The organism is Gordonia sp. McavH-238-E, assembly GCF_022348225.1.
Lineage (GTDB): Bacteria > Actinomycetota > Actinomycetes > Mycobacteriales > Mycobacteriaceae > Gordonia > Gordonia terrae.
Window position 1 is genome coordinate 47,242 of the sequence record NZ_JAKRFE010000016.1, and the last position, 13,975, is coordinate 61,216.

At 68.9% G+C, this 13,975-nt stretch carries 11 protein-coding genes; 5 read left to right on the forward strand and 6 right to left on the reverse strand.

Annotation, left to right across the window (positions count from 1 at the left end; all coding sequences use genetic code 11):
- The first annotated feature begins 194 nt into the window (after positions 1-194).
- Positions 195-2,294 (forward strand): heavy metal translocating P-type ATPase, encoded by a 2,100-nt coding sequence (locus MHN80_RS21105; RefSeq protein ID WP_239403506.1) that lies wholly within the window; start codon positions 195-197, stop codon positions 2,292-2,294.
- Positions 2,295-2,428: 134 nt separating this feature from the next.
- Positions 2,429-3,493 carry a hypothetical protein gene (locus MHN80_RS21110; protein ID WP_239403507.1) on the forward strand — a complete coding sequence of 355 codons (1,065 nt, stop codon included), beginning with the start codon at positions 2,429-2,431 and terminating at the stop codon, positions 3,491-3,493.
- Here the strand turns inward: MHN80_RS21110 and MHN80_RS21115 are convergent.
- The 4 genes from MHN80_RS21115 to MHN80_RS21130 form a co-directional block, all read right to left on the reverse strand.
- Positions 3,415-4,125, reverse strand: a complete 711-nt coding sequence (locus MHN80_RS21115) for an FABP family protein (RefSeq protein WP_004022026.1) — start codon at positions 4,123-4,125, stop codon at positions 3,415-3,417. The two genes, MHN80_RS21110 and MHN80_RS21115, sit on opposite strands and share 79 nt — an antisense overlap.
- 227 nt (positions 4,126-4,352) lie before the next feature.
- Entirely contained in the window at positions 4,353-4,658 is a 306-nt protein-coding gene (locus MHN80_RS21120) for a DUF1416 domain-containing protein (protein ID WP_004022024.1), read from the reverse strand.
- Between the two features lie 5 nt (positions 4,659-4,663).
- Entirely contained in the window at positions 4,664-5,503 is an 840-nt protein-coding gene (locus MHN80_RS21125; RefSeq protein WP_239403508.1) for a sulfurtransferase, read from the reverse strand.
- A gap of 413 nt (positions 5,504-5,916) precedes the next feature.
- Positions 5,917-6,774, reverse strand: a complete 858-nt coding sequence (locus tag MHN80_RS21130) for a DUF2993 domain-containing protein (RefSeq protein WP_004022022.1) — start codon at positions 6,772-6,774, stop codon at positions 5,917-5,919.
- 212 nt (positions 6,775-6,986) lie between these two features.
- On the opposite strand from MHN80_RS21130, the gene MHN80_RS21135 reads away from it, so the two are divergent.
- Positions 6,987-7,799 (forward strand): response regulator transcription factor, encoded by an 813-nt coding sequence (locus MHN80_RS21135; protein WP_004022021.1) that lies wholly within the window; start codon positions 6,987-6,989, stop codon positions 7,797-7,799.
- Positions 7,780-8,697 (forward strand): mycothiol synthase, encoded by a 918-nt coding sequence (mshD, locus tag MHN80_RS21140; RefSeq protein ID WP_239403509.1) that lies wholly within the window; start codon positions 7,780-7,782, stop codon positions 8,695-8,697. The genes MHN80_RS21135 and mshD overlap by 20 nt, the downstream gene beginning before the upstream one ends.
- 3 nt (positions 8,698-8,700) lie before the next feature.
- On the opposite strand, the gene MHN80_RS21145 is transcribed toward mshD, so the two are convergent.
- Together MHN80_RS21145 and MHN80_RS21150 are read right to left on the reverse strand one after the other, a co-directional pair.
- On the reverse strand, positions 8,701-11,334 hold the full coding sequence (locus MHN80_RS21145) for an alpha/beta fold hydrolase (protein ID WP_239403510.1): 2,634 nt from the start codon (positions 11,332-11,334) through the stop codon (positions 8,701-8,703).
- Positions 11,331-12,560 (reverse strand): lipopolysaccharide biosynthesis protein, encoded by a 1,230-nt coding sequence (locus MHN80_RS21150; protein WP_239403511.1) that lies wholly within the window; start codon positions 12,558-12,560, stop codon positions 11,331-11,333. The genes MHN80_RS21145 and MHN80_RS21150 overlap by 4 nt, the downstream gene beginning before the upstream one ends.
- 461 nt (positions 12,561-13,021) lie before the next feature.
- On the opposite strand from MHN80_RS21150, the gene MHN80_RS21155 reads away from it, so the two are divergent.
- On the forward strand, positions 13,022-13,930 hold the full coding sequence (locus MHN80_RS21155; RefSeq protein ID WP_239403512.1) for a glycosyltransferase family 2 protein: 909 nt from the start codon (positions 13,022-13,024) through the stop codon (positions 13,928-13,930).
- Positions 13,931-13,975 lie beyond the last annotated feature (45 nt).

Sequence of the window (13,975 nt, forward strand, 5' to 3'; positions counted from 1 at the left end):
GACTCCACCCGTCGGTCGGCGCAAGCGAATACCAGGTGGTCACCCGGCCCCCGCATCCCGACCCGGTCCGGTCGGCGCAGGCCCATCGAGGGCGATGCGGGGGCCGTTCCATGTCCGGGGTGCGCGGAGTGGATACCCATACAGGGTAGAAGTAGTCCTGGTGCTGGTACCCCTAGGGGGTATAGTCTCGGGTCATGAACACGCATCATGACCATCCACGTGCAGCGGCGTCGCCCACCGCGGACCACGCACATCGCGCTCAGCCCGCACCCGGGCACGGCGGCCACGATGAGCACGCCGACCATGGCGGTCACGGGGACCACGTCGAGCAGTTCCGGCGACTGTTCTGGATCATGCTCGTCCTGGCGGTCCCGACCGTCGGCTTCAACGACATGTTCGCCGACATCCTGGGCTACGGGCTGCCCGACGCCGACTGGGTGCGATGGGTGTCGCCGATCTTCGGCACCGTGCTCTACCTGTGGGGCGGACGTCCGTTCCTCGCCGGCGCAGCCGGCGAGATCCGTTCTCGTCGTCCGGGGATGATGCTCCTGATCGCCCTGGCGATCACCGTCGCCTTCGTCGCCTCCTGGGGCTCGACGCTGCATCTGTTCGGCCACGAGCTGAACTTCTGGTGGGAGCTGGCGCTGCTCGTGGTGATCATGCTGCTGGGTCACTGGATCGAGATGCGTTCACTGGCCCGGACGACATCGGCCCTCGACTCACTCGCCGCGCTCCTCCCGGACGAGGCCGAGAAGGTCGACGGGGACGAGATCATCACGGTGGCGCCCGCTGCCCTGGTCGTCGGCGACGTGGTCATCGTCCGGCCCGGGGCATCCGTGCCCGCCGACGGCGCCATCATCGACGGCTCCGCGAACATGGACGAGTCGATGGTCACCGGGGAGTCCGCCCCCGTCCGGCGGGAGATCGGCGACGTCGTGGTCGCCGGTACCGTCGCGACCGACTCCGGACTGCGGGTCCGCGTGACCGCGACCGGCGACGACACCGCCCTGGCCGGTATCGGGCGTCTGGTTGCCGACGCGCAGGCCTCCTCATCGCGCGCTCAGCGGCTCGCCGACACCGCGGCCGGGTGGTTGTTCTGGTTCGCTCTCGGCGCCGCGGTGGTGACCGCGATCGTCTGGACCGCGGTCGGGTCGCCCGACGACGCCGTCGTCCGCGCGATCACGGTGCTGGTCATCGCGTGTCCTCATGCGCTGGGTCTGGCGATCCCCCTCGTCGTCTCCATCGCCACCGAGCGGGCCGCCCGCGGTGGGGTCCTGATCACGGACCGGCTCGCGCTCGAGTCGATGCGCAATGTCGACGCCGTGCTCTTCGACAAGACCGGCACCCTGACCAAGGGGGAGCCGACCGTCCTCGAGGTCGAGCCGGCCCCGGGACAGGATCGGCGTCGGGTGCTGACCCTCGCGGCCGCCGCGGAGGCGGCCAGTGAACACCCGCTGGCCTCGGCGATCATGCGTGCCGCGCGGGCCGACGGTATCGATCTGCCTGTCGCACAGGGCTTTTCCTCGTCACCTGCGGTGGGGGTGTCCGCGTCCGTCGACGGACACAGCGTGCGGGTGGGCGGACCGAATCTGCTCGACGAGCAGGGCCTCGACGAACTCCCCGTCGCGTCGTCGTGGCGTGAGCAGGGGGCGATCATCCTGCATGTGCTCGTCGACGAGCGTGTCGCAGGGGCGATCCGGCTCGCCGACGAGGTCCGTCCGGAGTCGCGTGCGGCCGTGGACGAACTCCATGCCCTCGGTGTGCAGGTCGTGATGATCACCGGCGACGCGCAGGCCGTGGCCGACGACGTCGCCGGCCGGCTCGACATCGATCGCGTCTACGCCGGGGTCCGGCCCGAGGACAAGGCGGCCACTGTCGCCGAACTCCAGCGCGAGGGACATCGCGTGGCGATGGTCGGCGACGGGGTCAACGACGCGCCCGCCCTCGCGCAGGCCGACGTCGGCATCGCCATCGGCGCCGGGACCGACGTGGCTATCGGTTCGGCCGGGGTCATCCTCGCCTCGTCCGATCCGCGATCGGTCCTGTCGGTCATCGAGCTGTCGCGCGCGAGCTATCGGAAGATGGCGCAGAACCTCTGGTGGGCAGCGGGTTACAACCTCGTCTCGGTACCGCTGGCCGCCGGCATCCTGGCGCCGATCGGTGTCGTCCTCCCGATGAGCGTCGGCGCCATCCTGATGTCCGCGTCGACGGTGGTGGTGGCGCTGAACGCGCAGCTGCTGCGTCGACTCGATCTGCGACCCGGCTCCGTGGGAGCGCGCTCCGGGCGCAGGTAGACAGGATGCGGTTGCCGGTGACCAGCGTGGTGATTCGCGTAGCGCAGTACTCGCGAGACCGGGGCGTGGAAGCGCTGGAATGGGAACACAGCGAGTCCACGGCGCCCGTCGGGGTGCCGAGAGGAGAAGGTGCGATGGTGGCCACGAATATCGCCACGGTGGTCGGAGAGGCGAACCCCGGTCGCCATCAACCCGGGGTGGGCGAACGGTACTGGGGTCCGGGCGATCCGGACTTCGGAACGGCGGTGGCACCCCGCTTCGAGTTCGCCGATCCGCACGCCGCCGGGTTGTTCCACGCCAGGGACAGGTCCCGCGACTTCGGTGACCGCGTCACCATCGGCAACCGTGGCGAGCGCGATGCGGCCGTCGTGGTCCTGCTCGCGGACGGTCGCACATATTTCGACATCCTGATCCCCGGTTCGGAAGCCCCTCTGCCGGAGGGGGATTCGCTCACCTACGTCCAGGCGCCGCGCACCGCCGACGGCCGGCCGGTCCTGTACGGCGCGGTGTGGGTGCGAGACGGACGGGTGATGCCGGTGACGCTGCCGATCCCCACCCGGCACGAGTTCCTCGACCACCTGTACCTCACTCCGTGGAGTCCGGAGTGGAACGGCGGTGTCTCGGGCCGACAGATTCTCGACGCCGCGGCGGCGGGCATCTCGTATCAGTACCGGACGGGCGGTTCGACGTTCCTCGTGCGCAACTCCAGCCGCGACTGGATCGGTGTGGTGCATCGATCCGGTGCCGACCTCACCTTCGTCGAGTGTCCGCCGGGAGGCCGCGTCGGTTTCGACCTGTCCCCGCATTCCGCGCGCGCCGAGGTGTTCTCGGTGGTCGGACGCCGCATCGGCGGCACGGCGGGGCACGGACCGTACATGTCGCGGTCGGGAACGGTGCATCCCGGGTGGGCGGGGCGCCCGGGTGAGGCCACTGCGTACGGGTCCGTCGTCGTCATGCTCGGATCGCCCGTCTACAGCGCACTGCCGAAACGGAATCTCTACATGGCGTTCTCGGATCGGCGACCCTTCGAGGCTCGCTTCGCTCGCACCTCAGGGAGCAGGAGGCCGCGCCGCCGGACTGGGGCGAGTGTGCGGGGCGCAGGGAGCGTCGATGAGGTGGATCAGCCGACGTGTCGGCGGAGCTTGGCGGACAGCCGGGGTGTGAGATCCCCGTCGGCGTCGACGCGCTCCTCGACGTAGGCGAGGTCGCCGTCGGCGACGAGGCCGTACAGACGTTTGGCACCGCCGGTGCGCCGGCCCGACTCGGCCTTGATGACGACGTCGGTGGCGAGTTCCCAGGTGGTCTGGTTCAGCGGGGTGCCGTAGAAGAGTTCGACGGAACCCTCGGCGTGGGCGAGCAGCAGTTCGATGGTGTCGTCCTCACCGATCCGCCAGAATCCGGATTCGCGGAGGTCGGGCCGTTGGTAGGCGGCGTCCTCGTCGATCACCCACGAGCGGGACTCCCAGGCGAGGAAGTTCTGACCGTCGTGCGAGACCACGACCTGCTGCGCGAAGTGATAGTCGGTGTCGGTCTCGGGATCGTGCCCCTCGCCGTCGCCACGCCACACACCGACGAGCGGCAGGAGTGCGAGCAGGCCCGGATGCAGATCGGCCCCGAGACGGAGATTGGCGGTGTCGGCGGGAAGCGGCAGATCGTCCCACGTGGGGACGTTGCGTTCACGGCTGCCGGACTCCACGGCCCGGGCCTCGGCCTGATTGATCGCCTCGTCACCGGACCGGCGGGATTCGGAGACGGCATCTGTCGACCCGTCGCCGGACGGCTCCGGGGCGGATGGGCCGTCGGCCGTGGTGCCGCCGGGTGGGGACGTCACGACTCGTCGGTCACCAGGCGGTACAGGGTGTAGACACCGAACCAGGTGATCAGCACGGCGGCCAGGATCAGCAGGATTTCGAAGAAGAGGACCACGAGGGAAATTCTAACCCCGGCCCGGCCCGGACGTTTCGCGGGGCCGGAACGAGACAGCCCGGTCACCGCGGATGCGGTGACCGGGCTGCCGGGGACGAACTGGCCGTCACTGTGGAGACGATGTCTCCGGCGTCACTTCGAGACGGTGATGTCCTTCTCGTGGATGCCGGGGCCCTCGGGGCTGATCGTCACGTCGCCGTTGCCGACGGCGGACAGGGCGCGCAGCGTCCAGGTGCCGGGGGCGGCGAAGAAACGGAAGTCGCCGGTGGGCGAGGCCACGACCTCGGCGGTGAACTCACCGGTGGAGTCGAGCAGACGCACGAAGGCGCCGGCGACGGGCGAACCCGAGCCGTCGGTGACCTGTCCGGTCAGGACGACCTCCTTCTCGACGTCGACGCCCGCGGGCAGCTTCTGTCCCTGCTTGGGTGCAGCACACATATCTCTTACTTTCCTTCTCCGAGTTCGATCGGGACGCCGATCAGCGAGCCGTATTCGGTCCAGCTGCCGTCGTAGTTCTTGACGTTCTGGTGACCGAGCAGTTCCTTGAGGACGAACCAGGTGTGGCTCGAGCGCTCGCCGATGCGGCAGTAGGCGATGGTGTCCTTCGAGCCGTCGAGGCCGGCCTCACCGTAGAGCTCGGCGAGTTCCTCGTCCGACTTGAAGGTGCCGTCCTCGTTGGCAGCCTTGCTCCACGGCACGCTGATGGCGCCGGGGATGTGGCCGGGACGCTGGCTCTGCTCCTGCGGCAGGTGAGCCGGCGCCAGGATCTTGCCCGAGAACTCGTCGGGGCTGCGCACGTCGACCAGGTTTTTGACGTTGATGGCGTCGACGACCTCGTCGCGGAACGCGCGGATGCTCAGGTCGGGCTCGCCGGCCTTGTAGGTCGTGGCCGGACGGCTGACGGAGTCGGACGACAGCGGACGGCCGTCGAGTTCCCACTTCTTGCGGCCACCGTCGAGGAGCTTGACGTCGTTGTGGCCGTACAGCTTGAAGTACCAGTATGCGTAGGCGGCGAACCAGTTGTTGTTGCCGCCGTAGAGGATCACGGTGTCGTCGTTGGCGATGCCGCGCTCGGACAGCAGGGCGCCGAACTGCTCGGCGTCGACGAAGTCACGGCGGACCGGATCCTGCAGGTCGGTCTTCCAGTCGAGCTTGACGGCGCCGGCGATGTGCCCGCCGTCGTAGGCCGAGGTGTCCTCGTCGACCTCGACGAAGACGGTCTTTTCGGCATTGAGGTTCTGCTCAGCCCATTCGGTGCTGACCAGGACGTCGGAACGTGCCATGGCGGTGTCCTTTCCGGTGCATTTGTGATGGTCGTCGATCAGATGGTGGAGGTGGAGAACAGTGAGACGCGAGAAGGATTCCCGCGTTCTCGGCGGAGATGATGAGCGCGGGTGACGGCGCACGGAATCGAGGAATCGATACCTCGGTGGAGACGCCCCCGTACTCATCGACGGTGTGGGCGACCGGCTGCCAACGCAGCGCGGGTGGTCACACCGTCAACGGCGAGTGCGACAACAACAGTCGGCGACACGACAGAAGTCGATCGCCCGGCGTCGTGTGAGCAGATACTCACGGCGCTGCTGCATGCCCACGAGGGTACAACAGAGTCGATCGGGCCCCCAACGGCCGGGGTCGTTTGGCGCCCGCATCCCCGACAACCGTCTGAACTGCTCAGAGTCTGTTCGGGTGACCCTCAGAAGCGGTCGGGTCGGACCGCGGCCGGGCCGGAATCGCCGACCAGCTGGACGTCCCCGCCGAAACTCTCCGCGCGCTCGGCCGCGACGTCCCAGGCCATGGGCAGTCGGGGGAGCGTCATGCTGAACCGGTCGAGAACCGCGGCGCGCATGTCGGGCGCGATCTCGGCGTCGACGTGGCGTTCGGGGCCGGTGTAGAAGCCGGTGGCCCGGATGTCCAGTGCGCCGTCGACCACGCCGAGGTCGACGGACACGCTCACGCGCACCTTCGGTCCGTCGTAAGCCGACGCCGACGGTGGCTCGGCGGGATCGAGTCCGTCGCCCGGCGGCAGCGCGACGGTGCCGGTGAACACGACGCCGCTGGTGCGGCTGACGGTGCCGTCCTGAGGGCCGCCCGCACCGGCCTTGCCGTCCGGCCCCGGCGTGCTCACCGTGAGGTCGACGATGCGCAGATACCGCGCCAGGGTGACGGCGTCGAGGCGTGTGTAGGCCGAGATCGAGCTGGTGTGGAGAACATCACTCGCGGTAAAACCGCTGCCGTCGGCGACGTCGAACGGGCCGAGAGCGGCCCCCAACTCGCCGCGGCAGACGCCGCGGGCGGGCTCACAGCCGGGCAGCTCGACGCCCCGTGCGGCGATGGTGGCGCCCGCGAAGTGGCCGGCGGACGACTGGGAGGTGAACGGGAACCCGGCGATGGTGACCTCGGGATCGACAGTCACGCGGGGGGATTGGGCGATGGCGCGGGAGAGCTGGTGTTCGCCGCGGACTGCGGCCGCGACGTCGACGCCGACCGCGACCCCCGTTGCGGCGAGCGCGGCGACAACGCCGATGACAAGCACTTTCCGGATGCGCGGCATGCTCGGCCGATCACCCTCCCCGTCGTCGTCATCCGGCGGTCGAGGTCGCCTTGTTAACAGCCAACCGCCCCGGTGGCGCTATTCTGTCACCTATCCCGCACACGTTGGTAAGGCGGCGTAAACAATCGCCGAGCGCAGGTGTGGGTGGCGTTCACGTCGTGGTGAGCGATCTGGATGGTCCGGGACGGGGACGAACGAGATCGGAGTGCTGGGTGGATCTCTTGTTGTTGACGGCCGACCCGAATCCGGAGTCGGTCTTGCCGTCGCTGTCGCTGCTCGCGCATACGGTACGGACCGCTCCGACCGAGGTGTCGTCACTCATGGAGGCGGGCAACGCCGATGTCGCGCTGGTCGACGCGCGCGCCGATCTCGCGGCGGCTCGCGGACTGTGCCGTCTGCTGGGCAGCACCGGCTCCTCGGTGCCGGTCGCGGCGGTGCTGACCGAGGGTGGGCTGGTCGCGGTCAACGCAGACTGGGGCATCGACGAATTCCTGCTGCCGGGTACCGGCCCGGCCGAGCTCGACGCCCGGCTGCGCCTGCTCGTGGTGCGTACCCGCGGGGTCGCTGCGGAGGAGTCCTCGGGCAAGGTCACGCTGGGTGAACTCGTCATCGACGAGGGGACCTACACCGCGCGCCTGCGCGGACGTCCGCTCGACCTGACCTACAAGGAGTTCGAACTCCTGAAGTACCTGGCGCAGAACGCCGGTCGCGTGTTCACCAGGGCTCAGCTGCTGCAGGAGGTCTGGGGGTACGACTTCTTCGGCGGCACCCGCACCGTCGACGTGCACGTCCGGCGCCTCCGCGCCAAGCTGGGCAGCGAGCACGAGTCGCTGATCGGCACCGTGCGCAACGTCGGGTACAAGGCAGTACGCCCGACGCGCGGTCGGGCGGCCGCGGCGGCGGACACCGACCTGTCCGACGACGAGCCTGCGGGACCGGCCGGGTCCGGCCCCGACGACTTCGACGGTGCCCTGGATGGTTCCGACCCCTTCGACGAGGAGTTCAGTGCAAGCGCCGGGAACTGATCGCATCCAGATCCATCAGGGCGCGCTGCCCGACGACGTGGCGGACTTCGCTCGTCGTCTGGTCCGCGACGCGACCACGGCCGACGGCGTCGCACCGCTGTCGGAAGGTGCGGTCACGGCGATCGACGCCCCCGACGGGTCGCCGACCGTCCATGTCTGGTCAGGAGCGGGTTACGCCGTCATCGTCCCCGGTCGCGACGGTGAGCCTGCGATGATCGAGGCGGTCGTCGACCCGGCGCATCGGCGTGAGGGGCACGGCCGGAGGTTGCTCGATGCGGCGTTCGGTGCCGCACCCGTTCCCGAGTCGGGGGCCGGGGTCCGGGTCTGGGCGCACGGCGACCTCCCGGGTGCTGTTGCGCTCGCCGCGTCGATGGGCCTGACGAAGCGTCGCGAACTCCTGCAGCTGCGACGCCCGGTCGGAGAGGGCCACGAGCTCCCCGAACTCGTCGTCGACCCGACAGTCGAGCTCCGGACCTACGCCGGGCCGTCCGACGACGCCGAGATCCTGCGCGTGAACAATGCGGCGTTCGACTGGCATCCCGAGCAGGGCGGTTGGTCGCCGGAGCAGATCCACGAACGGGTCGCGGCCGACTGGTTCGATCCGGCGGGGTTGTTCCTCGCGTTCGACCGTGGCGGCGACGGGACCGGCAAGCTCCGCGGGTTCCACTGGACCAAGCGGCACGACGCGCATCTCGGCGAGGTCTACATCGTTGGCGTCGATCCCGCGGCACAGGGCCGGGGGCTGGGCCGATTGCTGACGCTCGCCGGACTGCACCATCTCGCGCGCGCGGGAGTCGCGGAGATCAACCTCTACGTCGAGGGTGACAACGTCGCCGCGCTGCACACCTACGAGCGGCTCGGGTTCACCCGGTACGCCGTCGACGTCGCCTACGGCTGAGTCTCAGGCGTCCCGGCGGTCGAGGGCGGTGCCGATGGCGTCGACGACGTCGCCGATGTGGGGTTCGCGGACCACGGACAGGTGATTGCAGTCGAGCCGGAGGACGTCGACGTCGCCGGTCACGATGTGGCGCCGCCAGACCGACGGTTCGTCGCGATTCTCGCTGCCCTGCACCACCAGGACTCGCCCCGAATACGGCCGCGGACGATGCAGCCGCGCGACCCGGACGCCGAGCTCCTCGAGGGCCTGCGCGTCGGCGGTGGGCGAGGTCTTCACCACACCCGCGAGTGGGACACGAATACGTCGTCGCCACAGTTCTTTTCGAGCGAGGGGTTCGTATACCGGGGTCGTGGTGAGGGACGGATCGGCGCGCTTGGCGCGATGCAGGATCCGAGGCGGGACGAAGGTGTCCACCACGACGACGAGGTCGACACGGTGCCCGTCGGCCTCGAGTCGACGCGCGGCCTCCAGGGCGATGAACCCGCCCAGTGAGTGGCCGACGAGGATGTAGGGCCCTTCGGGCTGGATCCGTCGCAGGTCGCGCAGGTGGCGCCGCACGGCCGCGTTGACGGTCCAGTCGGGGATCCCGCGTGTGTCCAGTCCGTGTGGTGCGAACGCGAAAACCGGTCCGATGCCGTCGAGTTGGCCGATGCGGTCGGCGAAGGGCACGAAGGTGAGCGCCGAGGCGCCCGCGCCGGTGAAACAGAAGACCGGCCGGCCGGTCCCACGGCGCAACGACACCGTCGTCGGTGCCAGGCGCGCGTCGCGCCGGCACCCCGATTCTGTCTCCGACCCGCCGGTGCGGGTGGCGATGAGTGCCGCGAGTTCCGCGACGGTCGGTGCGGAGGCCATGTCGGACTGGGTGAGGGCGGCGCCGTGAGATGAGTTCAGGCGCACCATGATCTGCTGAATCGTCAACGAATCCGCGCCCAGCGCATAGATGTTCTCGTTCCGGCCGACGACGTCCAGCGCGAGTTCACGCGCCCAGGTCGCGGCGACGGACGATTCGAGCTCGCCTGCCACCGGCTCGATGTGCCGCCGGGGTTCGGGCAGGGCCGTGCGATCGACCTTGCCGCGGGCGTTGCGGGGCAGGTCGGACAGTTCGACGATGTGCGTCGGGACCATCCACGGCGGCAGCGCATCCCGCAGGCGGGCACGCAGGGCGGCGGTCGGCGGTGTGCGCCGGCTGCCTTCGGGGACCACGTAGGCGATCAGTTCCACTGTCGCGGAGGGGGTCTCGCGCGCGATCACGACGGCCTCGGAGAGGTCGCCCTCGCGTAGGAGTGCGGCGCTGACCTCGGCCGGCTCGACGAGGTAACCACGGATCTTCACCGCGTCGTCGGCACGCCCGAGCAGGATCAGGTCGTCGCCGTCGAACCGTCCCTTGTCGCCGGAGTGGAACGTCCGCACGCCGTCGTCGTCGACCGAGAACCGGCCGGCGTCGCCCGCGGGGTCGAGATAACCGAGAGCGATGTAGCGCGACGAGATCGACACCCGACCGGACGGGTCGATCGTCACCGTCTTGTGGAGCGCCGGGGTGCCCGCGGGCAGCGGCCCGGTTCGGGCGGGATCGCCGGCGCGGACGTCGAAGTGCCCGATCGCATAGGTCTCCGACGAACCGGCCCAGTTGGTGACGGTCGCCTGTGGTGCCAACGCGAGTGTGGCGGTGGCAGTTTCACCGGTGAGCGGTTCGCCGGTGGTGATGATCCGCTGCAGATTCGCCCACGCGGGATGGAGTGCGCCCGACGCGCCGGCGCGAACGAGCGAGCGCAGCAGCGACGGGGTGAGGAAGACGGTGTGGATCTCGTCTGCCGCGATCATGTCGAGCAAATCGGTCGACGTACCCTGCCGCGGATCGGCGACGAGGACATCGCAACCGCTCAGCAGTGAGCCCATCAACACATTGAGGCCGCCGCCGAAACTGATCGGCATGCACAAGGCGACGCGCAGGCGGTGTGCGAGCCCGAAACACGCTCGCATGAAAATCGAGTCGCACAACCACATCGCGCCCGGTTGCAGCACACCCTTCGGGGTTCCGGTGGAACCCGACGTGAACTGGATGTTGGTGACCTCGAAGGCCGTGTCGGTCGGGAGGAGTGGGGCCCCGCCGGTATCGGACGGGATGGCCGCATCCGATGCCGATGGAGCGTCGACGAGGACGTCGGTCGTCGCGGCGACCATGAGTCCGAGTCGATTTCCGCAGTCGCGCAGCCTGTCCAGGTGATCGTCATCGGCGACGGCCAGGCCCGGTGGCCGGCCATGGGTGTGCAGCGAGGCGAGTATGGCGTCGATCCGGTCCGCGGGCAGCGCCGTGTCGAGCGTGACCAGAGGTCGCCGCGTCAGGACGATGCCGAGGACCACGGCGACGGTGTCCGGGGACAGGCCGAGCTGAACGACCACCGGACCCCGCTCGCCGGGTTGCAGCTCGTGGATCCGTCCGGCGACACCACGCGCGGTGTCGAGGAGCGCGCGATAGCTGATCTCGGTGCCCTGCAATCGGAGCGCGATCGCGTCCCCGAAACGGTCGGCGGCCGCCGCGAACGCATGCGCCAGCCCGCCGGCCAGCTCGGGCTGGGCGGTGCCGGACTCGGTCGCGGGGAACGCGGCGACGAGGCCACGAGTGGAGTCGATGGTCATGGTGTGGTCGTCCTCGCCGAGAGCTCGGCAGCAGTGGGGGCGGGGGTCAAGGCCTTGCGGATGAGCCGGAGACCGGGAACGAGCAGCAGGATCACGACGGCGACGTTGGCCGTGAGATAGACGTAACCGACGCCGATGATGCCCCAGTGGTCGGCGCCGAAGACGATGCCGCACAGCACGATCACACCGAACACGCCCTGCACGCCGACGGCGAGGCGGAGCTTGCGGCGGACACGGGCGAGCGCCGTGTAGATCGTCACGAACGACACGGTCGGCAGGGTCAGCGCCATGAGACGGATCAGATCGGTGCCCTCGTCGGCGTATTGGGGTCCCATGATCGCGAGAATCCAGGGCGCGGTGACGAACAGGACGACGCCGCCGATGACCCCGGCGCCACCGCACAGGGTCATGAACCGGATCGTTGCCGACCGGAGATCGGCATCGGGCTCCGCGGCCTTGGCCACGAAGGGCGCCGACGTTGCGTGCAGGAGGATCGCCGCGGTGTTCACGACGAGCCAGCAGATCGAGAAGTAGGCGTTCATCTCGGTTCCCAGGCGAGCGACGATCACGAGCGGCACGATGAGGGGCACGACCACCCCGACGGCCGTGATCCCCAGTGAGCCGGCATAGAACTGGGCGATCTCGCCCGGCCGCGGAAGTGTGCCCGGGCCGGTCATCGAGCGGGCGGTACGACGGATCGCACTCAGGCCGACCCACGCCGCGATCACCGCCGCGGGCAGGACCCAGGCCCAGAAGACGGCGAATCCGGTGGCAACCGGGATGAACGCCGTCACCAGGACCAGTTTGATGGTCGACTGTGAGATGTTCTTCGTGGCAACGGTTCGCGAGCGGCCCAGGCCGATGAGGGTCTGATCCTGGATGGCGAAGATCCCCAGCACGGCCACGAAGAGCGGGAACAGCCAGGTCTCCCACGGGCTCATGAACAGGGAGTCCACCGGTCCGAGAAACACGAAACCGAGTCCGAGTAGGAGTGCGGCACCGATGATCACGAGGCGCCCCGACGCGATGATCCGGGGCGCGTTGCCCCCTGCGACAGGGAGAAAGCGTTCGTAGAGGCTGCCGATGCTGAGGTTCGACAGGGTGGCCAGCAGGGTCGCCGAGGTGATGAGCGCGGACGCCCGACCCACCTCGGCGGTGGTGTAGCCACGTGCGGCGATGGTCCAGAAGACGAATCCGAGGACACCGGTCGCGAGACTCGACGTCATGACGGCCATGATGTTGAGGCCCACGCCCGTCTGGTCGCCGAGGAGCCCTCCGGTGTTCCTGGTGAATCTTCTCGGCCGGGCGCGCCGCCGGGTGACGGATTCCGCCGGTGTCTCGATCGGTCGAGGAGATCGTCGGGACGGCGTGTGCGCGTCGAACACTGACTTCTCCGATCGTGATCCGGCGGGCGGTGAATCTGGCGGGACGCGCGGATCCGAGATGAGGGTAGCCTATCCTGAAGTTGGCTTTCCACTCAGTGGTGTCGGATGACGCGGAGCGGATGGGCGCTTAGGCCTCACGAGGGCATCGCTCGTACCGATCCGACTGCGCGAGTCCGTTTTAGGCGGTTCGTATGAAGCTGATCACAAAGTAAGAGCAGCCTAACCTTACTGGTTATGCTTCACTCGCTGAGCGTCGTGGGGGGCGCTTCATGACTCATGATGATGCGATTCGCGCTGGAGGTATGGTGACCGACTTGATCGACGCTGGGAACGGCACGGGGGGTGCAGATCCGGCGGTGCTCGACGACATGACCGAGTTTGAGAACGAACTCGACGTCCATCCATCGGGTGGCGTGGAAACGGGGGAGCGGGTCGCGGAGATCGCCGGCATCGGCGACGTCTCCGCGGCCGAGGTCGTCGAGACTGCGAGACCTACTGTCACCGTCGTCATCCCGACCCGCAACGAGGCGCTCAATCTGCCGTATGTGGCCGAGCGGATGCCGCCCGTGGACCAGATCGTCGTCGTCGACGGCGCGTCGGTGGACGGGACCGTCGACGTCGCGCGGACGTTGTGGCCCGATGCGGTGATCGTCTCGCAGACCCGTTCCGGCAAGGGAAACGCGCTCGCCTGCGGCTTCGAGGTGGCGACCGGTGACATCATCGTCATGATCGACGCCGACGGCTCCACGGACCCCGCCGAGATCCCCGACTTCGTCGGTGCGCTCGTGGCCGGCTCCGACCTCGCGAAGGGCAGCCGCTTCTCCCTGGGCGGGCACAGCGACGACATCACCGCCTTCCGCCGCGCTGGCAACAAGGGTCTGAACTGGCTCGTGAACCGGATCTTCGCCACCTCGTTCGCCGATCTCTGCTACGGCTACAACGCATTCTGGCGTCGCCATCTCGACGTCCTCGATCTTCCGCTCACCGATGTCGACGAACCCCAGTGGGGCGACGGGTTCGAGATCGAGACGATCATCAACGTGCGCATGGCGCGGAGCGGTCTGACGATCCGTGAGGTCGGCAGCCGCGAGTCCAAGCGAATCCACGGACGCAGCAACCTCAACGCCCTGACCGACGGTGTGCGCGTGCTCCGGACCATCGGTTTCGAGCGTCGCCTCCACCGCGACCACAAGGCGTCGGCTCTCCGCTGAGCGGACCGAGAGCGCCTCTGCCGCAAAGGAGGACGCCCCGCGTGA